At 67.3% G+C, this 23219-nt stretch carries 18 protein-coding genes; 7 read left to right on the top strand and 11 right to left on the bottom strand.

From position 1 onward, the window contains the following. Nucleotides 1–94: 94 nt before the first annotated feature. The 7 genes from galU to hemC all read right to left on the bottom strand — a co-directional run bounded on the left by galU (nucleotide 95) and on the right by hemC (nucleotide 8988). Complete coding sequence (gene galU / locus BA022_RS01825) at nucleotides 95–982, bottom strand: UTP--glucose-1-phosphate uridylyltransferase GalU (RefSeq protein ID WP_011806049.1); 888 nt, start codon at nucleotides 980–982, stop codon at nucleotides 95–97. 78 nt (nucleotides 983–1060) lie between these two features. Continuing rightward, nucleotides 1061–3928, bottom strand: coding sequence for a valine--tRNA ligase (locus BA022_RS01830; RefSeq protein WP_088888488.1), 2868 nt, complete (start codon nucleotides 3926–3928; stop codon nucleotides 1061–1063). 134 nt (nucleotides 3929–4062) lie between these two features. Beyond that, nucleotides 4063–4683 (bottom strand): VOC family protein, encoded by a 621-nt coding sequence (locus BA022_RS01835; protein ID WP_011806047.1) that lies wholly within the window; start codon nucleotides 4681–4683, stop codon nucleotides 4063–4065. Nucleotides 4684–4861: 178 nt separating this feature from the next. Then, nucleotides 4862–6145, bottom strand: a complete 1284-nt coding sequence (locus tag BA022_RS01840) for a heme biosynthesis HemY N-terminal domain-containing protein (RefSeq protein WP_088886375.1) — start codon at nucleotides 6143–6145, stop codon at nucleotides 4862–4864. A 23-nt stretch (nucleotides 6146–6168) separates the two neighbouring features. Next, nucleotides 6169–7245: a uroporphyrinogen-III C-methyltransferase gene (locus BA022_RS01845; protein ID WP_088886376.1), complete on the bottom strand. Its 1077-nt coding sequence runs from the start codon at nucleotides 7243–7245 to the stop codon at nucleotides 6169–6171. Then, nucleotides 7235–8053, bottom strand: coding sequence for a uroporphyrinogen-III synthase (locus BA022_RS01850; protein ID WP_088886377.1), 819 nt, complete (start codon nucleotides 8051–8053; stop codon nucleotides 7235–7237). The genes BA022_RS01845 and BA022_RS01850 overlap by 11 nt, the downstream gene beginning before the upstream one ends. A 2-nt stretch (nucleotides 8054–8055) precedes the next feature. Further along, entirely contained in the window at nucleotides 8056–8988 is a 933-nt protein-coding gene (hemC, locus tag BA022_RS01855) for a hydroxymethylbilane synthase (RefSeq protein WP_015913774.1), read from the bottom strand. A gap of 124 nt (nucleotides 8989–9112) precedes the next feature. Here hemC and ppc point away from each other — a divergent pair, with 124 nt between their 5' ends. The 4 genes from ppc to BA022_RS01875 all read left to right on the top strand — a co-directional run bounded on the left by ppc (nucleotide 9113) and on the right by BA022_RS01875 (nucleotide 15436). Continuing rightward, the gene (gene ppc, locus BA022_RS01860) at nucleotides 9113–11962 is read left to right on the top strand and encodes a phosphoenolpyruvate carboxylase (protein WP_088886378.1); all 2850 of its coding nucleotides are present in this window, start codon (nucleotides 9113–9115) and stop codon (nucleotides 11960–11962) included. A gap of 9 nt (nucleotides 11963–11971) precedes the next feature. Beyond that, nucleotides 11972–14155, top strand: a complete 2184-nt coding sequence (gene yccS, locus BA022_RS01865; protein WP_088886379.1) for a YccS family putative transporter — start codon at nucleotides 11972–11974, stop codon at nucleotides 14153–14155. Nucleotides 14156–14267: 112 nt separating this feature from the next. After that, on the top strand, nucleotides 14268–14867 hold the full coding sequence (locus BA022_RS01870) for a hypothetical protein (RefSeq protein ID WP_228403686.1): 600 nt from the start codon (nucleotides 14268–14270) through the stop codon (nucleotides 14865–14867). A gap of 14 nt (nucleotides 14868–14881) precedes the next feature. After that, nucleotides 14882–15436: a FlgO family outer membrane protein gene (locus BA022_RS01875; RefSeq protein WP_041836344.1), complete on the top strand. Its 555-nt coding sequence runs from the start codon at nucleotides 14882–14884 to the stop codon at nucleotides 15434–15436. An 81-nt stretch (nucleotides 15437–15517) separates the two neighbouring features. Here BA022_RS01875 and flhC read toward each other — a convergent pair whose 3' ends face one another. The 3 genes from flhC to bfr all read right to left on the bottom strand — a co-directional run bounded on the left by flhC (nucleotide 15518) and on the right by bfr (nucleotide 17208). After that, nucleotides 15518–16057: a flagellar transcriptional regulator FlhC gene (flhC, locus tag BA022_RS01880; RefSeq protein WP_011806038.1), complete on the bottom strand. Its 540-nt coding sequence runs from the start codon at nucleotides 16055–16057 to the stop codon at nucleotides 15518–15520. Nucleotides 16058–16098: 41 nt separating this feature from the next. Then, nucleotides 16099–16428, bottom strand: coding sequence for a flagellar transcriptional regulator FlhD (flhD, locus tag BA022_RS01885; RefSeq protein ID WP_011806037.1), 330 nt, complete (start codon nucleotides 16426–16428; stop codon nucleotides 16099–16101). 303 nt (nucleotides 16429–16731) lie between these two features. Next, nucleotides 16732–17208, bottom strand: a complete 477-nt coding sequence (gene bfr / locus BA022_RS01890; protein ID WP_088886381.1) for a bacterioferritin — start codon at nucleotides 17206–17208, stop codon at nucleotides 16732–16734. Between the two features lie 236 nt (nucleotides 17209–17444). On the opposite strand from bfr, the gene ahpC reads away from it, so the two are divergent. Both ahpC and ahpF read left to right on the top strand, forming a co-directional pair. Next, nucleotides 17445–18008, top strand: a complete 564-nt coding sequence (gene ahpC / locus BA022_RS01895) for an alkyl hydroperoxide reductase subunit C (protein ID WP_015913767.1) — start codon at nucleotides 17445–17447, stop codon at nucleotides 18006–18008. Nucleotides 18009–18113: 105 nt separating this feature from the next. After that, nucleotides 18114–19670 (top strand): alkyl hydroperoxide reductase subunit F, encoded by a 1557-nt coding sequence (ahpF, locus tag BA022_RS01900; protein ID WP_015913766.1) that lies wholly within the window; start codon nucleotides 18114–18116, stop codon nucleotides 19668–19670. Nucleotides 19671–19770: 100 nt separating this feature from the next. Here ahpF and ppsR read toward each other — a convergent pair whose 3' ends face one another. Further along, nucleotides 19771–20601, bottom strand: a complete 831-nt coding sequence (gene ppsR, locus BA022_RS01905) for a posphoenolpyruvate synthetase regulatory kinase/phosphorylase PpsR (RefSeq protein ID WP_011806033.1) — start codon at nucleotides 20599–20601, stop codon at nucleotides 19771–19773. Nucleotides 20602–20824: 223 nt separating this feature from the next. Between ppsR and ppsA the strand changes: the two genes are divergently transcribed. Continuing rightward, the gene (gene ppsA, locus BA022_RS01910) at nucleotides 20825–23215 is read left to right on the top strand and encodes a phosphoenolpyruvate synthase (protein WP_011806032.1); all 2391 of its coding nucleotides are present in this window, start codon (nucleotides 20825–20827) and stop codon (nucleotides 23213–23215) included. Nucleotides 23216–23219: the final 4 nt, after the last annotated feature.

The following is a 23219-nucleotide window of genomic DNA, read 5'->3' on the forward strand; positions in this document are numbered from 1 at the left end:
GACTAAATAGCCGTCCAGCGCTTGTTGGGCAAGCGCTGGTAGCTATCAAAATAGGAATCCGGGCGGGAGGCAGGGGTACCGCTCCGGCGGTGCGTTACAGCGCCAGGGATTGAAGGTATTCGCGGAACTGTGGGCCCACCTGCGGGTGCTGCAGTGCCAGTTCGACCGTGGCCTCCAAAAAGCCTTCCTTGCTGCCGCAGTCGTACCGTTTGCCGGCGTACTGGTAGGCATACACCGTCTCGTGCTGCATCAGGCGCGCGATCGCATCGGTGAGTTGGATCTCGCCGCCCACGCCCTGCGGCTGGTTGCGGATCTCTTCGAAGATGCGCGGCGTGAGCACATAGCGGCCGGCCACGCCCATGCGCGACGGTGCCTTTTCGGGTGCGGGCTTCTCCACGATCTCGTCGACGCGGATCAGCGCGCCGCCGGCGCTCTCGCCCTTGACGATGCCGTAGCGCTTGGTGTGCTCCAGCGGGACTTCCTGCACGGCCAGCAGCGAGCGCCCCTGCTTGGCGAAAGCGGCCGTCATTTGCGCCATCACGCCGGGGCCGCCGGGCTCGCCGGTCATCAGGTCGTCGGCCAGGATGACGGCAAAGGGCTCGTTGCCCACCAGGGGCTCGGCGCACAGCACGGCATGGCCCAGGCCCAGCGAGCGTGGCTGGCGCACAAACAGGCAGTTCATGTCGTCGGGCGCGATGCTGCGCACCAGCGCGAGCATCTCGCGCTTGCCGGCGTTCTCCAGCTCGTTCTCCAGCTCGTACGCGGTATCGAAATGGTCCTCGATCGCGCGCTTGCTGCGGCCGGTGACGAACACCATGTCGCGGATGCCGGCCTCGTAGGCCTCCTCGACGGCGTACTGGATCAGGGGCTTGTCCACCACCGGCAGCATCTCCTTGGGCGATGCCTTGGTGGCGGGCAGGAAGCGGGTGCCAAGCCCCGCGACGGGAAAGACGGCCTTGCGGACACGGGTGGGTGCGTTCAAGTCGGGTGCCTCATGAAAAAGGGTGCCGGGTAAAAACAAGGGCGCCTGCAGCGCCCTTGTCCGGTGATCGGGCTGATCTTAGCCCAGGCGCGCGAGCTGCTCCTGGATGCGCGCCAGCGTGGCCCCGAAGTCGGCCACGCGCTTCTTTTCCTGCTCGATCACGGCCGGCGGGGCCTTGGCCACGAAAGCCTCGTTGCCCAGTTTGCCGTTGGCCTTGGCGATTTCGCCGGACAGGCGCGCGGCCTCCTTGGACAGGCGGGCCTTTTCAGCAGCGACGTCGATCTCCACGAACAGCGCCAGGCGGGCGTCGCCCACCACGGCCACGGGCGCGCTTTGCGCGGCCTGGGCCCAGGCGGCCTCGTCGTCGAACACCTTCACCTCGCTGAGCTTGGCCAGGTTCTGCAGCACCGGGGCGATGTCGCGCATGAAGTCCGCGTCGCCCGCCACCAGCAGCGGCAGGCGCTGTGCGGGCGACACGCCCATCTCGCCGCGCAGCGTGCGGCAGGCGTCCACCACCTGCTTGATGCGCGCCACGTAGGCGATGGAGCCCTCGTCGATTTTCTCGGGCTGGGACTGCGGATAGGCGGCGATGGCAATGGAGTCGCCCTTCAGGCCCGCGAGCGGGGCCACTACCTGCCACAGCGCTTCGGTGACAAAGGGGATGACGGGGTGCGCCAGGCGCAGGATGGCCTCCAGCACACGGATCAGCGTGCGGCGCGTGGCGCGCTGCTGCGCTTCGTTGCCAGTCTGGATCTGCACCTTGGCGATTTCCAGGTACCAGTCGCAGAACTCGTTCCAGACGAAGTCGTAGAGGGTGTTGGCCACGTTGTCCAAGCGGAACTCGGCGAAGCCCTTGGCCACTTCGGCCTCTACCTGTTGCAGCTGCGAGACGATCCAGCGGTCGGCCTGGCTGAAGCGCAGGTAGCTTTCAGTGCAGCCCTGCGCGGTGTCCATGCCGCAGTCGTAGCCCTCGCAGTTCATCAGCACGAAGCGGCTGGCGTTCCACAGCTTGTTGCAGAAGTTGCGGTAGCCCTCGCAGCGCTTGCTGTCGAAGTTGATGCTGCGGCCCAGCGACGCCAGCGCGGCGAAGGTGAAGCGCAGCGCGTCGGCGCCATAGGCGGGAATGCCCTCGGGGAATTCCTTTTGCGTGTTCTGGCGCACCTTGGGCGCGGTCTCGGGGCGGCGCAGGCCCTGGGTGCGTTTGTCCAGCAGCGGCTCCAGCGCAATGCCGTCGATCAGGTCCACCGGGTCGAGCACGTTGCCCTCGGACTTGCTCATCTTCTTGCCCTGCGCGTCCAGCACCAGGCCGTGGATGTAGACATGCTTGAACGGCACGCGCCCGGTGAAGTGCGTGGTCATCATGATCATCCGGGCGACCCAGAAGAAGATGATGTCGTAGCCCGTGACCAGCACGCTGCTGGGCAGGTACAGGTTGTAGTCGTCGGTGGCAGCGTTGGTCTGGTGCGGCCAGCCCATGGTGCTGAAGGGCACCAGGGCGCTGGAGTACCAGGTGTCGAGCACGTCCGCATCGCGGGTCAGCGTCTTGCCGGGGGCCTGGGCCTGGGCCTCTTGTTCGTTGCGGGCCACGTACACATTGCCGTCCTCGTCGTACCAGGCGGGGATCTGGTGGCCCCACCACAGCTGGCGGCTGATGCACCAGTCCTGGATGTTGTTCATCCACTGGTTGTAGGTGTTGACCCAGTTCTCGGGCACGAACTGCACCTGGCCGCTGGCCACGGCGTCGATGGCCTTTTGCGCGATGCTCTTGCCGGTGGCGTCGCCCGTGCCTTCTTGGGCCACCTTGTTCATGGCCACGAACCACTGGTCGGTCAGCATGGGCTCGATCACCTGGCCTGTGCGGGTGCAAATGGGCACCATCAGCTTGTGCTTCTTGGACTCGACCAGCAGGCCCTGGGCCTCCAGGTCGGCCACGATGGCCTTGCGCGCCACGAAGCGGTCCATGCCCTGGTACTTGGCGGGGGCGTTCTCGTTCACCGTGGCCTGCAGGGTGAGCACGCAAATCATGGGCAGCTTGTGGCGCTGGCCCACCTGGTAGTCGTTGTTGTCGTGCGCGGGCGTGACCTTGACCACGCCGGTGCCGAACTCCTTGTCCACGTAGGCGTCGGCAATCACCGGGATCTCGCGGTCGCACAGCGGCAGCTTGACCATCTTGCCGATCAGGTGCGCGTAGCGCTCATCCTCGGGGTGGACCATCACGGCCACGTCGCCCAGCATGGTCTCGGGGCGGGTGGTGGCCACCACCAGCTGGCCGCTGCCGTCGGCCAGCGGGTAAGCGATGTGCCACAGCGAGCCGTCTTTTTCCTCGTTCTCCACTTCCAGGTCCGACACGGCGGACTGCAGTTTGGGGTCCCAGTTCACCAGGCGCTTGCCGCGGTAGATCAGGCCCTGCTGGTAGAGCTTCACGAAGGTGTCGGTCACCACCTTGGAGAGCTTGTCGTCCATGGTGAAGTACTCGCGGCTCCAGTCCACGCTGTCGCCCAGGCGGCGCATCTGGGTGGTGATGGTGTTGCCGCTCTTTTCCTTCCACTCCCACACCTTCTTCACGAAGTCGGGGCGGCCCAGGTCATGGCGGCTCACGCCTTGCTCTTGCAGCTGGCGCTCGACGACGATTTGTGTGGCAATGCCCGCGTGGTCGGTGCCCGGCACCCAGACGGTGTTGTGCCCCAACATGCGGTGGTAGCGCGTCAGGCTGTCCATGATGGTCTGGTTGAACGCATGGCCCATGTGCAGCGTGCCCGTCACGTTGGGCGGAGGCAACTGGATGGCGAATGCCGGCTGCCCGGCCTGCGCCGCGCCCGTGCCGCGGTAGCCTGCCACGCCGTAGCCGCGCTTTTCCCATTCGGGGCCCCAGTGGGCCTCCAGGGCGGCGGGCTCAAAGGACTTGGAGAGGCTGTTCAGGCCGGGTTGTTCGATCGTGTCGCTCATGGCAATGAAAAACGGCATCCCGTGGGATGCCGCCTGGGCAGTGATTCGGAGGATGGGGGCATTTTATTCGGTTACCGCCATGCTTCCATACTGATAGCTGCTTGCGCTTGCTGGATAAGCGCTGGAGGCGATTTTTACTCAGACCCTGTGGTGGGCACGAATTCGGGGCGGTCGTTGGTCTGGGGTTTGAGTGGCGCGCTGGCATGGCCGCCGGCGCGTTCCTTGCGCCATTGCTCCTTGCGCGCCGTCCACTCGGCCAGCCGGGCGTGGGCGGTGGTGCTTTCGCGCTGCATCTGCGCGGTGTCGGCCAGTTGGGCCGACAGCTCCAGCCGGATGCCGTTGGGGTCGAAGAAGTAGATGCTCTTGAAGATGTGGTGGTCGGTCACTCCGAGCACCTGCACACCGTGTGCCTGCAGACGGGTTTTGGTGTCCTCCAGCTCTTGCACGGTGTTCACGCGGAAGGCGATGTGGTTGACCCACGGGGGGGTGTTGGGCGAGGGCTCGGGCTTCACGTCGTCGCCCAGGTCGAAGAACGCGATGAACGAGCCGTCCTGCAGCCGGAAGAAGAAGTGGGTGTAGGGGCAGTACTCGCCCGTGCTGGGCACGTAGTCGCTCTGGATGATGTGGTACAGCGGCAGGCCCAGGATGTCCTCGTAGAAGTGGCGCGTCTCCTCCGCGTCGCGCGCCTTGTAGGCGTAGTGGTGCAGCTGCTGGATGGCGGCGGGGGGCGGGAGGGTGTCGTGGGGAGCAGTCATGGCGTTGTCTCCGGGATAGGGCGCCAGGGCGCATGCTGGTATGAAGAAGTGCCTGAAATTCTACTATTCGTAATTGATTTGCGTTAAGTGAATTTGAAGAACCGCTGTCCAGCAGGCATGGCGCAGCCGCCGCGGCAAAGGCGGCCGGTGGCCTCAAACGGGAAAGAGGGAGTGGTGCTCAGGCGTTCGCCTGGGCGGCTTTCTTCCAGGCATCCGCGGCGGCCTCTGCGTCGCCGCGCTGCTCGGCCAGCTCGGCAAGATGGCGCCAAGCGCTGGCGCGCAGCGACGCATCGGGAAGCTGCTGAGCGGCCTGGGTGAAGAGTTGCTGGGCCTTGCCCCACAGGTTGCGCTGCAGGCAGGCCTTGGCCGACAGGTATTGCAGACGCGCGTTGCGCGGAGCCGCCTGCTGGGCGGACTCGATGCGCGCCAGCCAGTTGGCATCCAGCGCCTGCAGGCTGCCCTCGAGCGCGCGCACCAGCTTGAGCACCTGGGCATCGGGCAGCGGGGGCTGAGCGGGGTCCGTCATGCGTTCCCACACCGGCAGAAGCCATGCGCGCACCTGCATCGCATCGCCGCCCAACTGGCCCAGGCGCTGCGCCGCATGCACGGCAATCTCGGGCATGGCGCGCTCATGGGGCTCCAGCCCCAGCCAGATGCGCTGCAGTTGGGCCGGGTCGTAGGCGCCGTTGATCAGTTCCATTGCCAGGCCGCGCACGATGCTCTCGGCGGCGGCCGGCGAAAAGGCGTGGTGCTTGCCCAGCAGACGGGCGGTTTCCAGCGCCTGCTCGGTCTGGTGCGACAGGCGCGATGCCTTGAGTTTGGCGCGCAGTGCCAGCGTGCGGCGCGCCGTGCCGGCCGGCAGGACGGAAAGGCGCTCCAGCGCGGTGGTGGCGTCGCGCTCGTCCAGCGACCAGCGTGCAGCGCGCAGCTGCGCGCCCTCGCGCAATTCCTGCTCGATGGCGCCCGCACGATCGGGAATGTTGTCCAGCGCTTGCTGCAAGTGTGCTTCCCGCGTGGCACGGTCCTGCAGCGCATGCGAGCTTTCCGCGGCCACCATGTGGGCCAGCGTGCGCAGCCGACGGCCATGGGGCAGGGCTTCCTTGGCGTCTTCGAGGGCGCGCTCCTGCGCGATCGCGGATTCCGCGGACTTGCGGGCGCGCAGGAAGCGCCCTCCCAGCATCTGCGACAGCGCATCCAGCAGCGCACCGTGCATGGCACGCTCCTTTTGCAGCAGGCGCCAGCGGCGCGCCTGCATGGGTAGCTCCAGCAGCGCCGCCAGGGCGCGCAGCGCTGCGTACAGCAGCGTGAAGCCGCCGAACAGCAGCATCAGCACCATGTTGAGGGACAGGTCGATGCGGTAGGGCGGCCAGAACAGCGTGACCGTGCCCTGGTTGTTGCCCGCAAACAGGGCGACGGCAACGGCCACACCGAACAGGGCCAGGAACCAGAGTGCTGCGCGCATGGGCAGAGTGTCCTAGGGGCGGGTCAACGGCCGGCCGCGGCCGTGGCCAGCGCGGCGAAGGTGTCCTCCAGCGCGGGCATTTCGACGGTCTTCATGTGCGCCTGCAGCTGCTGCAGGGCCGCGATGGCGTTCTGCGTGCGGCGCGAGGCAGGATCGAAGTACTTGCCCAGCGCGCTGTAGGCGCCGGCCAGGTCGGCGCGCGCCGAGTCCATGCGACGCGCCAGCAGGCCCAGCCGTGCATTGAGCAGCTTGAGCTTGAGGTTCTCGCGCAGGAAGAAGGCCTGGTCGGGGGCGAGCAGGATGGCGTCGGGATGGTCGATGCGGCTCACGCGCACCAGGCCGCGCACCTCGTCGCGCACGCCTTCCCAGGTGCGGTGCAGCGTGGCTTGCCAGCGGGGCTGGCTGGCGGTGCTCGCGGCGGGGGCGGGCGCCGTCGCCTCGCCCGCCGGGCGGCGCATGTTGGCTGCTTGGGCCACGCTGCCTAGCAGGGGCAGCTCGTCCACCTGGCGCACCAGGTCGTCCAGGCGGCCGAGCAGACCCGCAGTGTCGATGACGTTGGCGCGCTCCAGGCGCTCCAGGTCATGGCCCATGGCGCGCAGCACGGGCGCCAGGCGCGGCTGCGATGCGCGCTCCACGCGCTGGCTCGCGCTCTTGAGCGCGGCCACCAGGGGCTGCAGGCTGCCCGTGAGTTGGGCCTGCTGCTGCGCCAGGCGGATGGCGGCTTCCACGTCCACCACCAGGTTCTCGTCGCGCGTGCGCGAGAGGCTTTGCATGAGTTCTTCCAGCTGGCTGCGCTGCAGCGCGACTTCGCTCACGCGGGCTTCGGCCACGGCCAGGCGCGTGGAGGTCTCGCGCGCCAGTTCCTGCGCTTGCTGGGCCATGGTGCGCGCCTCGATGGCCTGGGCGCCGGAGTCGGCCGACTGGCGTGCCAACTGCTCTTGGATGGACGACAGCCGCTGCCACAGCATCACCGAACTGGCCAGCGCGGCAATGGCGATGGCGCTCAGCGCGAACAGGGTCGCGCGGCCGCCGTGGGCCGCGGCGGGCCGGGGAGCGGCGGGCGCCGGTGCGGGCAGCCCGGATGAGGACTCATTGCTCATAAAGCGATTCTATCGAGGCTGCCACTTCATCGAACGCCGGACGGCATTCGTGCACGCTGCCAAAGCCGGCCGTACGTGCGGCCTGTGCGATACGCGGGTGGGTGGTCAGGGCGCGGGCCATGCCCCAGTGTTGCGCGGGCAACACAGCACGCAGGTTGGCGATGGCCTCGGAACTGCTCAGCAGCCAGACCGAGCCGTCGCTGGCGGCTGCTTGCGCCAGCACCAGTTGCTGGGCGTCGAGGCAGGGTGCGCCGCGCTCGTACGCGGCGACGAAGTCCACCGCGCCACCCGCAGCGGCAATCTGCCGGGCCAGCCATTCGCGCCCGTTGCCGCCTTCGGCCGTGGGGGCGTTGGCTCCACGCACGATGAGCACGCGGTCGCCCGGGCCGATCTGTGGCGCGACCACCTGCCACAGGGCCTCGGAGTCAAACTGCGCGGCGTCGGCGCCGGGAGCGTCAATGCGCTCGGGCGCAACCCCGGCCTGCACGAGTGCTGCCACGGTGCCGGGGCCGGGAGCCCATACTCTCGTTTTGATAGCTGCTAACGCTTGTTCAGAAAGCGCTAGAGGCATATTTGATTCAAAGAAATACTGCGCCGCGTTGCCGCTCACGAACATCACCGCGCAGTAGCGGTCCATCCGTGCGCGGGCCTGTTGCAGTTCCTTGCGCAGAGCCGGGTTGGTCACCGGGCCGATGGCGATGAGTGGCAGCGCCAGCGCGGCGATGCCGCGCGCCTGCAGATCGGCGGCCCACTGCGTGGCCTCGCGCGCGGGGCGCGTGACGATGGCCCGGGGCGGCTGCACGGGCAAGGTCAGAGCGCTCCCACCGCGCCCGCAGTGCGCAGCTGTGCGGCGACGGCCAGTCCCAGCGCATCGGCCTGCTCCAGCGTATGCACGGGGGCCGCGCCCTCGGCGCGTACCAGCGGCACCCGGGCCGCGACGTCGCCCCAGGCGGCGCGCAGCGAGAGCGTGTCGCCGTCCCACTGGCCATGCGCGGCCAGCGGCATGGAGCAGCTCCCCCCCATGGCGCGGCTCACGGCACGCTCGGCCGTCACCGTGAGCCAGGTGCGCTCATGGGCCAGCGGCGCCAGCGCCTCGCGCAGGTCGTGGCGGTCGCCGCGGATCTCGATGCCCAACGCGCCCTGGCCGGCGGCGGGCAGCATCTGCTCGGGCGTGAACACGGCGCGGATGCGCTCGTGCAGGCCCAGGCGCTTCAGGCCTGCGGCCGCGAGCACGATGGCCGCGTACTGGCCCTCGTCCAGCTTGCGCAAGCGCGTCTGCACGTTGCCGCGCAGCGGCTCGATCTGCAGGTCGGGGCGCAGCGCTTGCAGCAGCACCTGGCGGCGCAGGCTGGACGTGCCCACCACCGCCCCGTGGGGCAGCTCGTCCAGCGATGCGTAGCCGGGCGACACGAAGGCGTCGCGCGGGTCCTCGCGCTCCATCACACAGGCCAGGGCGAAGCCCTGGGGCAGCTCCATGGGAACGTCCTTGAGCGAATGCACCGCGATGTCGGCGCGGCCTTCCTCCAACGCCACTTCCAGCTCCTTCACGAACAGGCCCTTGCCGCCCACCTTGGACAGCGTGCGGTCCAGGATCTGGTCGCCGCGCGTGGTCATGCCCAGCAGCGCGACGGCATGGCCGCGCGCGCGCAGCAAGGACTGCACATGCTCGGCCTGCCAGAGCGCGAGTTGGCTTTCGCGCGTGGCGATCACGATGGAAGGAAGCGAGGGGGAGGGAGTGGTCATTGCGGCGTCTGTCTCGGCCCCCGCAGGCACGGCGGCGGGGCAGCGGGGAATGCTAGCATGCTGCGCTGCAACAGCCGCGCCATTCCATCAACCATCCCATCGGCGCGCCAGGAGACCTTTGCGCATGACCGCCCCCGCCCGCAAGACCGACGCCGCCGCGGCGTCGGCGCCCGCCCGCAAGACCGACAAGGACCTGCCGCTGATCCAGGACATCCGCCTGCTGGGGCGCATCCTGGGCGACGTGATCCGCGAACAGGAAGGCGTGGCCGCCTATGACCTGGTGGAGCAGGTCCGCAAGCTGTCAGTGGCCTTCCGGCGCGACGCGGATCACGAGGCCGACAAGGCGCTGAAGAAGCTGCTCAAGGGCCTGACGGGCGACCAGACGGTGAGCGTGATCCGCGCCTTCACGTACTTCAGCCACCTGGCCAACCTGGCCGAGGACCGCCACCACATCCGCCGCCGCGCCGTGCACGAGCGCGCGGGCAGCGCGCAGGAGGGCAGCATCGAGGTTGCGCTGGCGCGCCTGCGCTGGGCCGGCATCGCGCCGCGCACCGTGGCGCAGACGCTGGCCACCAGCTATGTGGCGCCGGTGCTCACGGCCCACCCGACCGAGGTGCAGCGCAAGAGCATCCTGGACGCGGAGCGCGAGATCGCCCTGCTGCTCACCCAGCGCGACGATATCCAGGCGCGCGCCCAGCTCTACAACAGCGCGAAGGACACGCTCACCCCGCGCGAGCTGGCCGCCAACGAGGCCCAGCTGCGCGCGCGCGTGGCCCAGCTGTGGCAGACGCGGCTGCTGCGCTACTCCAAGCTCACCGTGGCCGACGAGATCGAGAACGCCCTTTCGTACTACGAATACACCTTCCTGCACGAGATCCCCAAGATCTATGCCGAGCTGGAGCGCGAGCTGGGCGGCAGCCACCCCGTGGCGAGCTTCCTGCGCATGGGCCAGTGGATCGGTGGCGACCGCGACGGCAACCCCAACGTGAGCGCCGACACGCTGGTCCTGGCCCTGCGCCGCCAGGCCGAGGTGGCGCTGCGCCACTACCTGACCGAGGTGCATCACCTGGGGCGCGAGCTGTCGCTCTCCAGCAACCTGGTGCAGGTCTCGGCCGAGATGCTGCAGCTCGCCGCACGCTCGCCCGACACCAGCGAGCACCGCCGCGACGAACCCTACCGCCGCGCACTCACGGGCGTGTACGCGCGGCTGGCCGCCACGCTCAGGGATTTGACGGGCGGCGAGGCTGCACGCCATGCCGTAGCCCCACAGAATGCGTACGCCAGCGCGGGCGACTTCCTGGCCGATCTGCGCGTGATCGAGGCTTCGCTGCGCTCGCACCGCGGTGCGGCCCTGGTGGGCGAACGCCTGCGCCCGCTGATGCGCGCAGTGGAAGTGTTCGGTTTTCACCTGGCCACGGTGGATCTGCGCCAAAGCTCCGACCAGCACGAGCGCGTGGTGGCCGAACTGCTGGCCACCGCCCGGGTGGAGTCCGACTACGAGGCCCTGCCCGAGCCCGCGCGCCGCGCGCTGCTGCTGCGCCTGCTGTGTGACGCACGGCCCCTGCGCGTGGTGGGGGCGCCGTATTCCGAGCACACGACGGGCGAGGTCGCCATCTTCGAGACCGCGCGCCAGATGCGCGAGCGCTATGGCGACGACGCCATCCGCCACTACATCATCAGCCACACCGAGACGGTGAGCGACCTGCTGGAGGTGCTGCTGCTGCAAAAGGAGGTGGGCCTGTTGCAAGGCACGCTGGACACGGGCGCCAGGGCGGACCTGATCGTGGTGCCGCTGTTCGAGACGATCGAGGACCTGCGCAATGCCGCGCCCATCATGCGCGAGTTCTACGCGATCCCTGGCATCGCGCAGTTGGTGCGCGCCAGCGGGGCCGAGCAGGACATCATGCTCGGCTATAGCGACAGCAACAAGGACGGCGGCATTTTCACCAGCAACTGGGAGCTGTACCGCGCCGAGATCGCGCTGGTGGCGCTGTTCGACGAGATGAACGCCGCCCAGGCGGGCGCGCCCATCCAACTGCGCATGTTCCACGGCCGCGGCGGCACGGTGGGGCGTGGCGGCGGGCCCAGCTACCAGGCCATCCTGGCGCAGCCGCCCGGCACCGTGCGCGGGCAGATCCGCCTGACCGAGCAGGGCGAGGTGATCGCCTCCAAGTACGCCAACCCCGAGATCGGCCGACGTAATCTGGAGACCCTGGTGGCCGCCACGCTGGAAGCCACGCTGCTGCAACCCACCAAGTCCGCCACCAAGGCTTTCCTGGAAGCGGCCGAGCAGCTCTCGCAGGCCAGCATGGAGGCTTACCGCGCGCTGGTGTACGAGACGCCGGGCTTCACCGATTACTTCTTCAATTCCACGCCGATCCGCGAGATTGCCGAGCTCAACATCGGCTCGCGCCCGGCCAGCCGCAAGGCCAGCCAGCAGATCGAGGATCTGCGCGCCATTCCCTGGGGCTTCAGCTGGGGCCAGTGCCGCCTCACGCTGCCGGGATGGTTTGGCTTCGGCGCGGCGGTGGATGCCTTCACGCATGCACCGGGCAAGGACCCCAAGGCCCAGCTGGCGCTGTTGCAGAAGATGTACCGGCAGTGGCCGTTTTTTCGCACGCTGCTGTCCAACATGGACATGGTGCTGGCCAAGAGCGACCTGGCGCTGGCCTCGCGCTACAGCGAGCTGGTGGCCGATGCGCGCCTGCGCAAAAAGGTGTTCGGTGTGATCGAGGCCGAATGGCAGCGCACGGCCGACGCGCTCACGCGCATCACAGGGGAAAAGCAGCGCCTGGCGGCCAACACGGCGCTGGCGCGCTCCATACGGCACCGCTTCCCCTACATCGACCCCCTGCACCACCTGCAGGTGGAGCTGGTGCGCCGCTGGCGCGCGGGCCAGGGCGACGAGCGCGTGCAGACTGGCATTCACATCTCCATCAACGGCATTGCCGCGGGGCTGCGCAACACGGGCTGAGGTACGGGCGTGGTAGACGGCATCACGGCGCAGTGGCTGCAACGCCTGGGCGCGCAGGTCGCCTGGGCTTACGGCCTGCGCGTGCTGCTCGCGCTGGGCGGCGCCATGGCCTGGAGCTGGGGCACGCACCAGGTGGAGCTGGTGGTGCCGCTGTTCCTGGGCGTGCTCGCGTCTGCGCTGGCCGAGACGGATGACAGCTGGCGCGGCCGCCTGAAGGCGCTGCTGGTCACACTGGCGTGCTTCGCGCTGGTGGCCTTCCCGGTGGCGGCGCTCGTGGACCAGCCGCTGTGGTTCCTGGTGGTGCTGCTGGTGTGCAGCTTCGTCTTCACATTGCTGGGCGCGGTCGGCGGGCGCTACCGCGCGATCGCTTCGGCCACGGTGATCCTGGCGCTGTATGCGGCACTCAGCGTGCCCCAGGGTGCGGGCGACACGCAGCCCTGGTGGCGCATGCCTGCGCTGCTGCTGGCGGGCGCGGGGTGGTACGGGCTGCTGTCGCTGGCGTGGTGTGTGCTCACGCCGTTGTTGCCCCTGCGGCATGGCATGGCCGCGCTGTACGAGGAGCTGGGCGCCTACCTGCGGCTCAAGGCCAGCGTCTTCGAGCCCGTGCGCGGCGTGGATGTGCAGCAAAGGCGGCTGGCGCTGGCACAGACCAATGCGCGCGTGGTGGCGGCGCTCAACAGCGCCAAGGAAAGCCTGTTCAGCCGCATGGACGCGCAGCCGCCCCAGGGCCGGCTGCTGCAGCTGCTCAACCTGTATTTCATCGCCCAGGATATTCACGAGCGCGCGAGCTCCTCGCACTACCACTACAACGAATGGGCGGACGTGCTCTTTCACAGCGATGTGCTGTACCGCTGCCAGCGCGTCCTCACGCTGCAGGGCATGGCCTGCACGCAACTGGGTGAAGCACTGCGCCGGCGCCGCCCGCTGGTACGCGATGCGGGGCATGCGCAGGCGCTGGCAGACCTGCATGATTCCATCACCTACCTGGAGCGCCAGGGCCAGAGCGCCTGGCAGCGCCCGCTGCGCTCGCTGCGCGCGCTGGCGCGCAACCTCAGCACGCTGGACGCGCAACTCACCACCGCCACGCTGCCCATGCAAAACGCGGTGCTGGGGGACATCGCATTGTTCGACCGCACACCGCGCTCGCTGGCCGATGCGTGGGGCCGCGTGCGTGCGCAGCTGCATGCGCGCTCGGTGCTGTTTCGGCATGCGGTGCGCCTCACGCTGGCGCTGGCCGCGGGGTATGCCGCCATGCAGCTCACGGACCCCAGGCACGGTTACTGGATCCTGCTGACCACGCTGTTCGTCTGCCAGCCGACCTATGGGGCCACCGTGTCCCGCGTGGCGCGGCGCGTGCTGGGCACCGCGCTGGGGCTGGTGGCGGGCTGGGCGTTGCTGGAGCTGTTCCCCAGCCCGACCCTGCAGGCGCTCTTGGCCGTGGCGGCGGGGGTGCTGTTCTTCCTTACGCGCACCCAGCGCTACCTGCTGGCCACGGCGGCCATCACGCTGATGGTGCTGCTGTGCTTCAACCAGACCACGGGCGAAGGCTACACGCTCATCCTGCCGCGCCTGCTGGACACGGTGATCGGCAGTCTCATCGCGGCGGCCGCCATGTTTCTGGTATTGCCTGACTGGCAGGGCAAGCGCCTGGGTGCCGTGGCAGCCGAGGCGCTGGAGGCCCATGCGCTGTACCTGCGCGAGATCATGTCGCAGTACGCCACGGGCAAGGACGACGACCTGGACTACCGCCTGGCGCGCCGCGTGGCGCACAACGCCGATGCGGCCCTGTCCGCCGCCCTGTCGCACATGCTGCTGGAGCCGCGCTGGGTGCGCCGCCACGCGCGCGTGGGCCTGCAGTTGCTGGTGCTCTCGCACACGCTGTTGAGCTATCTGTCGGCCTTGGGTGCGCACCGCGGTCTGCCGGCCGACGTGGCGGCCGATTCGTTGGCAGAGCGCGCCGCCCGTGAGGCCGCGAACCAGATCGAGCAGATGGCCCAGGCGCTGCGCGGGCGGCATGCGCTGGCGCAGGAGGATGGCGCTGCCGAGGGGTTGGCGCTGGCGCTGGAGCAGGCGGCCGATGCCTCCGGCGACGGCCTGTCGCTCGTGCAGGCCCAGTTGGCGCTGGTGTGCCGGCAGGTGGCGCCGCTGCGGGCCGCGGTGCGCTCGCTTGCCGGGCAGGGCGCGGCGGCCTGAGGCTGATCTGGCCCGCAAAGCCCCTCTTGTTCCACCCTTGGCGCGCAGGCGCACCGGCTAGCATGGCCGGTCGTCACGCAATACATATTCTTCGATCATGAGAAACCGGGTTTTGGCCTTCTGCGTCCTGGCCGGGCTGGCGGCCGGCTGCGCGCCCCTGCCAACGGCGCCGCACGGCGCGACGCCGGAGGGGGCGCACGCGCCCACGGAGCAACAGGCGGTGAACGCAGTCCGCCAATGGGACGTGCTGGCTGCCGACGTGGCGGCGCATGTGGCCGATCGGCTGCGTGGATGGCCCGCGGGGCAGCACCCGATCCATGTGGAGATGGCCCCCCAAGCCTCCGACTTTCAGCGCGGCTTTCGCGAGTTGCTGGTCACGCATTTGGTGGAGCGGGGCATCGCCGTGACCACCGAACCCGCAGCCCTGCGGTTGCGGGCCAGCACCCAGCTGGTGCAGCACCACGCGGGTGCGGCGTCCGCGGCGCCGTTGCAGCGCCTGGCCGAAGGTGTGTACGTGCAGCGCAACGCAACGTATGCGGACGCGAGTGTGCCGATGCGCACCGAGGTGCTGGTCGTCACGTCGCTGGAAAGCGAGGGCCGGGTGCTGGTGCGCACATCTGACGTGTACACGATCGCGCAGCCGGACGCACCGCTGTACCAGCGCCCCGCTGCGGCGCCGGGGCCCCTCACGACGTGGCGGGTCGTGCCATGAAGGAGGGAGACCGCATGACGCAACGCATTGGAATACAGCGGCGCGTGCTGCTGGCAGCGGTGCTGACCGCCAGCGCATTGGCCCTGCCGGGCTGCGCACGCTACTACTACGGCGCTGCGGTCAGCAGCGACCCCGTGGACCTGATGGCCAGCAACCACGGCGCCGCGGATGCGCTGTTGCTGCAAGTGCCGCTGGACCCCGGCGCCCCCGTGCTGGTGGGAACGGTGGTGCAGTTGGACCGGTTGGATGAATCTTCGCGCCTGGGGCGCTTGGTGGCCGAGCAACTGGCGGGCCGGCTGGCCCAGCGCGGTTTGCGCGTGACCGAGTTGCGCATGCGCGAGACCCTGGCGATGCGCCCCGGCCAGGGCGAGCTGCTGCTGTCGCGGCACGCACAGGAGGTGGCGCGCGCCCAGGCGGCGCAGGCCGTGCTGGTGGGCACCTACGCGGTGGCGCCGCAGGCGGTTTACGTGAGCCTGAAGCTGGTGGGCGCGGGCAACGCGGTGCTGGCGGCGCACGACTATGCACTGCCCATGGATGCCAACGTGCGCGGTCTGCTGGCGGGCCGGTAGCCCATTGCCGCGCCGTTACGCTATTTATTTAATAGCTGTTAGCGCTTGATGGGTAAGCGCTGGAAGCCATTTTGACTTGAATTAGTGCAGCGTGAGTGCGCCAGCGCTCTTGCTCTTTCCGGCACGTGCGGGCGGGTTGCACAGGCCGCAGGTGTAGTGGCGGTTCTCGTACAGCTCGGTGACGAACTGGCCGCCGCACTGCGAGCACTTGGTGCGCGTGAGCATGCCGGCATCCACGAACTTCACCAGCCGCCAGGCGCGCGTGAAGGACAGCAGCGGGTCGATCTGCGCCGCGGCCACCTGCTCGTTGTAGAGGCGATAGGCCTTGGTGAGCAGCTCCACCGCGTCCAGGCTCACGCCCTTGGACAGGTATTCGTAGATGTTCAGGAACAGCGAGCTGTGGATGTTCTCCTGCCAGGTGAGGAACCAGTCCGTGGAGAAGGGCAGCTGTCCCTTGGACGGCGACTTGCCCGCAATCTCCTTGTACAGGCGGATCAGGCGCTCGTACGACAGCGTGGTCTCGGACTCCAGCACCTGCATGCGGGCCCCCATCTCGATCAGCATGGCGGCGCGTTCGATTTGCTTGGATTCGTTGAGAACGCTCTTGGCGGGTGCGGACATGGCGGGCTTTCGGAAGAAGAGGGGAACGCTGGCGTGGGACTTCAGAGCACTTCGGAGACGCGGCTGGCCATCAGGATGTTGGCGTGCAGCGTGTTGGTGGCTTCGCTGGCGGCTTTGCGCGGCGTGTTGTGGCTGGTCAGCAGGCTCCACACCAGTTCGTCGTCCACGCGGAAGCTGCACAGCAGCGTGTTGCGCGAGGCCAGCTTGAGCACCTGTGCGGCGGACAGCGATGCCAGAATGTCGGCCGCCTCTTCGTTCAGCCCCAGACGGAACACCGCTTCGGCCTTGTCCTGGCGGATCAGGGTCTGCGCCAGCATCAGGTAAGTGAGGTTGGCTTCGCGGATTTCGGCGAGCAGTTGTTCGGAGGTCATGGGGCAATCCTTTCCAAGAGGGGATCACTGCGTTGCATAACGTTGCATGTGTTGCGTGATCCGATGAAATGGATTGTGAAACCGGGGCAAAAAGAAATTAAGTCGGGGTTCGGCGCTGCGTGGCGTCTGGCGGATGAGCAGCCTTTGTAGGAATTTGCCTTACAGCGGCGTCGGCGTGTGGCGCGTGTTTGCGGTAGCGGTTTCGCCGGTACAGGCATGAAAAAACGGGTCGCAGCCCGTTGGATGGAGTGCGCGCGGTCGTGCGCAGGGGAAAGGCACCGTGTCAGGCGCCTGGCGCCTGGCTCAGTCGGCGTCGCCCATCTGGGACTGCAGGTAGTTCTGCAGCCCGACCTTGGCAACCAGTTCGATCTGGGTTTCCAGAAAATCGATGTGCTCTTCGGTGTCTTCGAGGATGTCTTCCAGCAGTTCGCGCGAGACATAGTCGCGTACCGACTCGCAGTAGGCAATGCCTTCCTTGATGGTGGCCTGCGCTCCGCGCTCGGCGCGCAAATCGCATTCCAGGATCTCGGGTACGTCTTCGCCCACCTGCAGCTTGGCCAGGTCCTGCAGGTTGGGCAGGCCGTCCAGCATGAAGATGCGGTCCATCAGCCGGTCGGCGTGCCTCATCTCGCCGATGGACTCGTCGTATTCTTTCTTGGCCAGCTTGTCGAAGCCCCAGTGCTTGAGCATGCGGTAGTGCAGGAAGTACTGGTTGATGGCCGTGAGCTCATTCTTCAGCTGGGCCTGCAGGTGTGCGATGACTTGCGCGTCGCCTTTCATGGGGCTTCTCCTTTCAGTCAGAAAGGGGCATTGTCATGACCCTGGCACCACGGGGCAAGACAATGCCCCTGCATGCAGGCTTTGCCTGCGTGTGATGCTGAGTCGTGTTCTCGAATGAATGAGTTGATAGTCAATGTCAATTCAATTGATGTGTTCAATTTATTGGATTTATCATTCGATCCGGCCTAGACTTCAGTCTTGTTCTAGCCCATCAACCTAAGTAAGAGGAAACAGCAATGTCCGTGCTTAACACCACTATCAAGCCTTTCAAGACGCAAGCCTTCAAGAACGGCAAGTTTGTCGAAGTGACCGAGAAGGACGTCCTGGGCAAGTGGGCCGTGTTCTTCTTCTACCCGGCCGACTTCACCTTCGTGTGCCCCACCGAGCTGGGCGACGTGGCCGACCACTACGACGAGCTGCAGAAGCTGGGTGTTGAGGTGTACTCCGTGTCCACCGACACGCACTTCGTGCACAAGGCATGGCATGACGCCTCCGACACGATCCGCAAGATCAAGTACACCATGCTGGGCGACCCCACCTGGCAAATCAGCCAGAACTTCGACTGCCTGCGCGAAGGCCAGGGCCTGGCAGACCGCGCCACGTTCATCGTGGACCCCCAGGGCGTGATCCAGGCGATGGAAATCACCGCCGAAGGCATCGGCCGCAACGCCGCCGATCTGCTGCGCAAGGTCAAGGCTGCCCAGTACGTGGCCAGCCACCCCGGTGAAGTGTGCCCCGCCAAGTGGGAAGAGGGCGCCAAGACGCTGGCTCCTTCGCTGGACCTGGTCGGCAAGATCTAAGCTGGCACCAGCCGCGTTCAGCCGCCGCGGCGGCTGACCAAGACGCCCGGGTGCCAGGCGCCCGGGTTTTTTTTGCCCATAACTAGATTGATTAGGAGTAACCCTATGCTCGACGCCAACCTCCAAGCCCAATTGAAAGCCTATCTGGAGCGCCTGCAGCGCCCGGTGGAGCTGGTCGCCACGCTGGACGATGGCGCCACTTCCCAAGAGCTGCGGGAACTGCTCCAGGAGATCCGCTCCCTCTCCGACAAGATCACTGTGGTCGAGAAGAACGACGCGCCCGTGCGCAAGCCGTCCTTCCTGATCACTAACCCCGGCGTGGACACCGGCGTGCGTTTCGCGGGCGTCCCCCTGGGCCATGAGTTCACCTCGCTGGTGCTGGCGCTGCTGCAGGTGGGCGGCCATCCCTCCAAGGAATCGGCGGACCTGCTGGAGCAGGTCAAGGGCCTGGACGGCGACTTCCATTTCGAGACGTACTACTCGCTGTCCTGCCACAACTGCCCCGACGTGGTCCAGGCGCTGAACCTGATGAGCGTGCTCAACCCGCGCATCACGCACACGGCCATCGACGGCGCCGTGTTCCAGGACGAGATCAAGGAACGCCAGATCATGGGCGTGCCCACGGTGTTCCTGAACGGCAAGAATTTCGGCCAGGGCCGCATGGAGCTGGCGGAGATCGTCGCCAAGATCGACAGCGGTGCGCATGCCCGCGTGGCCGCCAAGCTCAACGCCATGGAGCCGTTCGACGTGCTGGTGGTCGGCGGTGGTCCCGCCGGTGCCGCGGCCGCCGTGTATGCGGCGCGCAAGGGCATTCGTACCGGCGTGGCGGCCGAGCGCTTCGGCGGCCAGGTGCTGGATACCGTGGACATCGAGAACTACATCTCGGTGAGCAAGACCGAAGGCCCCAAATTCGCCATCGCGCTGGAGCAGCACGTGAACGACTACGACGTCGAGGTGATGAACCTGCAGCGCGCCAAGGCGCTGAAGCCCGCCGCAACGGAAGGCGGCCTGGTGGAAATCGAACTCGACAACGGCGCAACGCTCAAGAGCAAGACCGTGATCCTGTCGACCGGCGCGCGTTGGCGCAACATGAACGTGCCGGGCGAGGAGCAGTACCGCACCAAGGGCGTGACGTACTGCCCGCACTGCGACGGCCCGCTGTTCAAGGGCAAGGACGTGGCGGTCATCGGCGGCGGCAACTCGGGCGTAGAGGCCGCGATCGACCTGGCCGGCATCGTTAAGAGCGTGACGGTGCTGGAGTTCGCCAGCGAATTGAAGGCCGATGGCGTGCTGCAGAAAAAGCTGCGCAGCCTGCCCAACGTGACGGTCATCCTGAACGCCCAGACCACGGAAGTGAATGGCGACGGCAGCAAGGTCACCGGCCTGACCTACAAGGACCGCACGACGGACGAGGCCAAGACCGTGGCGGTCGAGGGCATCTTCGTGCAGATCGGTCTGTTGCCCAACACCGACTGGCTCAAGGGCACGGTGGACCTGACGCGCTTTGGCGAGATCATCATCGACGCCCGGGGCCACACCAACGTGCCGGGCGTGTTCGCCGCGGGAGACTGCACCAACGTGCCATACAAGCAGATCATCATCGCCGCAGGGGCGGGCGCGACGGCGGCCTTGTCGGCCTTCGACCACCTGATTCGCCACTGATATCTAAGCCAAATTGGCCTCTAGCGCTTACCAGTCAAGCGCTGATAGCTATTAAAAACAAAGCGCCTTTCGGGGCGCTTTTGTTTTGATGCAGGGGCGGTCAGTACTGCAGCCGTTCCGGCCGCACCTCCTGCAGGATGGTGGTCGCGATCTCCTCGATGCTCTTGGTGGTGGTGGACAGCCAGCGAATGCCCGAGCGGCGCATCATCGCCTCTGCCTCGGCCACCTCGTTGCGGCAGTTCACCAGATCGGCGTACCGGGAGCCGGGGCGCCGCTCATTGCGGATCTGCGACAGCCGTTGCGGGTCGATCGTCAGGCCGAAGATCTTCTTGCGGTGCGGCACCAGCGCGGGCGGCAGTTGGCGGCGCTCGAAGTCCTCGGGGATCAGTGGATAGTTGGCCACTTTCAGGCCGCACTGCATGGCCAGGTACAGGCTCGTGGGCGTCTTGCCGCTGCGCGACACGCCGATCAGGATCACGTCCGCACCCGACAGGTCGCGGTGGCTCTGGCCGTCGTCGTGGTCCAGGCTGAAGTTGATGGCTTCGATGCGGTCGCTGTATTCCTTGGACACGCTGATGTCCGAGAAACGCCCCACGCGGTGGTGTGACTTCACGCCCAGTTCGGACTCCAGCGGGCGGATGAAGGTGCCGAACATGTCCAGCAGCATGCCCCTGCAGCCGTCCTCGATGATCTTGAGCACGCTCATGTTCACCAGCGTGGTGAACACGATGGGCTTCTTGCCCTCCAGCTCGGCCGTGTGGTTGATCTGGCGCACCACCTGGTGCGCCTTGTCCTCGGTATCGATGAAGGGCAGGCGCACGTGGCGCGGGCGGATGTCGAACTGCGCCAGGATGGCATTGCCGAAGGTCTCGGCCGTGATGCCGGTGCCGTCGGAGATATAGAACACGGTGCGCGTGTGCGTGGCAAGCATGGGAAAGGAAGAGCGGGAAGGAGAGCGTGGTGATGCGATGGCGCGTGCGCTGCGGCGGGCAGCCCGCCTACAATGGCGCCCATTATTCCCAATTTCTCCCCATGCACCGCGCCGGCCCACAACCACAACAGCAAAGCCGTGGCCGCTGCATGAGCGACGACTGCCCGCCATCCCTTGACGCGACGGTGGGCGCAGACCGGTTTTTAAACTCTGGAGCTTTCCCATGTCTGCACGTTTCGAGGCGACCGCCCTGGTCGTACCGTTTGAGAACCTGAGAATGAGCGACGTCGAGGTCGTTGGCGGCAAGAACGCCTCCCTTGGCGAGATGATCTCCCAACTGCCCCAGGGGGTGCGCGTGCCCACGGGCTTCGCCACCACCGCGCATGCGTTCCGCGAGTTCCTCAAGTACGAAGGCCTGCACGACCGCATCAGCCAGCGCCTGGCCGCGCTGGACGTGGACGACGTGCGCGCGCTGGCCGAGGCCGGCGCCGAGATCCGCGGTTGGGTGGAAAACCAGCCGTTCCCTGCCGACCTGGAAAAGGCCGTGCGCGAGGCATTTGCCGCGCTGTCGGCGGGTAACGACCAGGCCAGCTTCGCCGTGCGCTCCTCCGCCACGGCCGAGGACTTGCCCGACGCCTCCTTTGCCGGTCAGCAGGAGACCTTCCTGAATGTGGTGGGCATCGAAGCCGTGCTGCACAAGATGAAGGAAGTGTTCGCGTCGCTGTACAACGACCGCGCCATCTCCTACCGCGTGCACAAGGGTTTTGCCCATGACGTGGTGGCCCTGTCGGCGGGCGTGCAGCGCATGGTGCGCTCCGACCTGGGCGCGGCCGGGGTGATGTTCACCATCGACACGGAAAGCGGCTTCGAGGACGTGGTGTTCATCACCTCCAGCTACGGCCTGGGCGAAACCGTGGTGCAGGGCGCCGTGAACCCCGACGAGTTCTACGTGCACAAGCCCATGCTCCAGGCCGGCAAGCAGGCCGTGATCCGCCGCAACCTGGGCTCCAAGCTGATCCAGATGGTGTTTTCCACGGCGCAGGAAAAGGCCGCCAGCGGCAAGCTGGTGAAGACCACCGAGGTGGCAACCGAGCTGCGCAATCGCTACTCGCTGACCGACGCCGAGATCGAGCAGTTGGCCCACTACGCGCTGGTGATCGAGCAGCACTACGGCCGCCCCATGGACATCGAGTGGGGCAAGGACGGCACTGATGGCCAGCTCTACATCCTCCAGGCGCGCCCTGAGACGGTGAAGAGCCAGGCCAAGGGCCAGGCCGAGCAGCGCTTCAAGCTCAAGGGCCACGGCCCGGTGCTGGCGGAAGGCCGCGCCATCGGCCAGAAGATCGGCACCGGCCCGGTGCGACTGGTCAACGACATCGCCGAGATGGACAAGGTGCAGCCCGGCGACGTGCTGGTCACCGACATGACCGACCCCAACTGGGAGCCGGTGATGAAGCGCGCCAGCGCCATCGTGACCAACCGGGGCGGACGCACCTGCCACGCGGCCATCATTGCGCGCGAGCTGGGCATTCCGGCCGTGGTGGGCTGCGGCCACGCCACCGACGTGCTCAAGGACGGCACGCTGGTCACCGTGAGCTGCGCTGAGGGCGACACCGGCCGTATCTACGACGGCCTGCTCGAGACCGAGGTGACCGAGGTGCAGCGCGGCGAGATGCCGCCCATCTCCACCAAGATCATGATGAACGTGGGCAATCCGCAGCTGGCCTTCGACTTCGCCCAATTGCCCAACGAAGGCGTGGGCTTGGCGCGCCTGGAGTTCATCATCAACAACAACATTGGCGTGCACCCGAAGGCCATCCTGGACTACCCCGCCGTGGATGCCGACCTGAAGAAGGCCGTGGAGAGCGTGGCGCGCGGCCATGCCAGCCCGCGCGCGTTCTACGTGGACAAGGTGGCCGAGGGCGTGGCGACCATCGCCGCCGCGTTCTGGCCCAAGCCCGTCATCGTGCGCCTGTCGGATTTCAAGTCCAACGAGTACCGCAAGCTCATCGGCGGCAGCCGCTACGAGCCCGAGGAAGAGAACCCCATGCTGGGCTTCCGTGGCGCAGCGCGCTACGTGAGCCAGGACTTCGGCGAGGCCTTCGCCATGGAGTGCGAGGCCATCAAGCGCGTGCGCAACGACATGGGCCTGACCAACGTGCAGGTCATGGTGCCCTTCGTGCGTACGCTGGGCCAGGCCGAGCGCGTCACCAAGCTGTTGGCACAGCATGGTCTGCAGCGCGGCGAGAACGAGCTCAAGCTCATCATGATGTGCGAGATCCCGAGCAACGCGATATTGGCCGAGCGCTTCCTGGAGTATTTCGACGGCTTCTCCATCGGCTCCAACGACCTGACCCAGCTCACCCTGGGCCTGGACCGCGACTCGGGCCTGGAACTGCTGGCCGCCGACTTCGACGAGCGTGACCCGGCCGTGGAAGCGCTGATCCACCTGGCCATCAAGGCGTGCCGCGCGCAGGGCAAGTACATCGGTATCTGCGGGCAGGGCCCCAGCGACCATCCCGACTTTGCCCAGTGGCTGGCGCGCGAGGGCATCACGTCGATCTCGCTGAACCCTGACAGCGTGATCGATACCTGGCAGCAACTGGCGCGCTGACCGC

This window comes from Diaphorobacter nitroreducens, assembly GCF_002214645.1.
GTDB classification, from domain to species: domain Bacteria; phylum Pseudomonadota; class Gammaproteobacteria; order Burkholderiales; family Burkholderiaceae_C; genus Diaphorobacter; species Diaphorobacter nitroreducens.

What these genes read in the sequence shown, in the direction of transcription:
- BA022_RS01830 (WP_088888488.1), bottom strand. Translation starts at nt 3,928, where the DNA reads ATGAGCGACACGATCGAACAACCCGGCCTGAACAGCCTCTCCAAGTCC.
- BA022_RS01835 (WP_011806047.1), bottom strand. Translation starts at nt 4,683, where the DNA reads ATGACTGCTCCCCACGACACCCTCCCGCCCCCCGCCGCCATCCAGCAG.
- BA022_RS01840 (WP_088886375.1), bottom strand. Translation starts at nt 6,145, where the DNA reads ATGCGCGCAGCACTCTGGTTCCTGGCCCTGTTCGGTGTGGCCGTTGCC.
- BA022_RS01845 (WP_088886376.1), bottom strand. Translation starts at nt 7,245, where the DNA reads ATGAGCAATGAGTCCTCATCCGGGCTGCCCGCACCGGCGCCCGCCGCT.
- hemC (WP_015913774.1), bottom strand. Translation starts at nt 8,988, where the DNA reads ATGACCACTCCCTCCCCCTCGCTTCCTTCCATCGTGATCGCCACGCGC.
- ppc (WP_088886378.1), top strand. Translation starts at nt 9,113, where the DNA reads ATGACCGCCCCCGCCCGCAAGACCGACGCCGCCGCGGCGTCGGCGCCC.
- BA022_RS01875 (WP_041836344.1), top strand. Translation starts at nt 14,882, where the DNA reads ATGACGCAACGCATTGGAATACAGCGGCGCGTGCTGCTGGCAGCGGTG.
- flhC (WP_011806038.1), bottom strand. Translation starts at nt 16,057, where the DNA reads ATGTCCGCACCCGCCAAGAGCGTTCTCAACGAATCCAAGCAAATCGAA.
- flhD (WP_011806037.1), bottom strand. Translation starts at nt 16,428, where the DNA reads ATGACCTCCGAACAACTGCTCGCCGAAATCCGCGAAGCCAACCTCACT.
- bfr (WP_088886381.1), bottom strand. Translation starts at nt 17,208, where the DNA reads ATGAAAGGCGACGCGCAAGTCATCGCACACCTGCAGGCCCAGCTGAAG.
- ahpC (WP_015913767.1), top strand. Translation starts at nt 17,445, where the DNA reads ATGTCCGTGCTTAACACCACTATCAAGCCTTTCAAGACGCAAGCCTTC.
- ahpF (WP_015913766.1), top strand. Translation starts at nt 18,114, where the DNA reads ATGCTCGACGCCAACCTCCAAGCCCAATTGAAAGCCTATCTGGAGCGC.
- ppsR (WP_011806033.1), bottom strand. Translation starts at nt 20,601, where the DNA reads ATGCTTGCCACGCACACGCGCACCGTGTTCTATATCTCCGACGGCACC.
- ppsA (WP_011806032.1), top strand. Translation starts at nt 20,825, where the DNA reads ATGTCTGCACGTTTCGAGGCGACCGCCCTGGTCGTACCGTTTGAGAAC.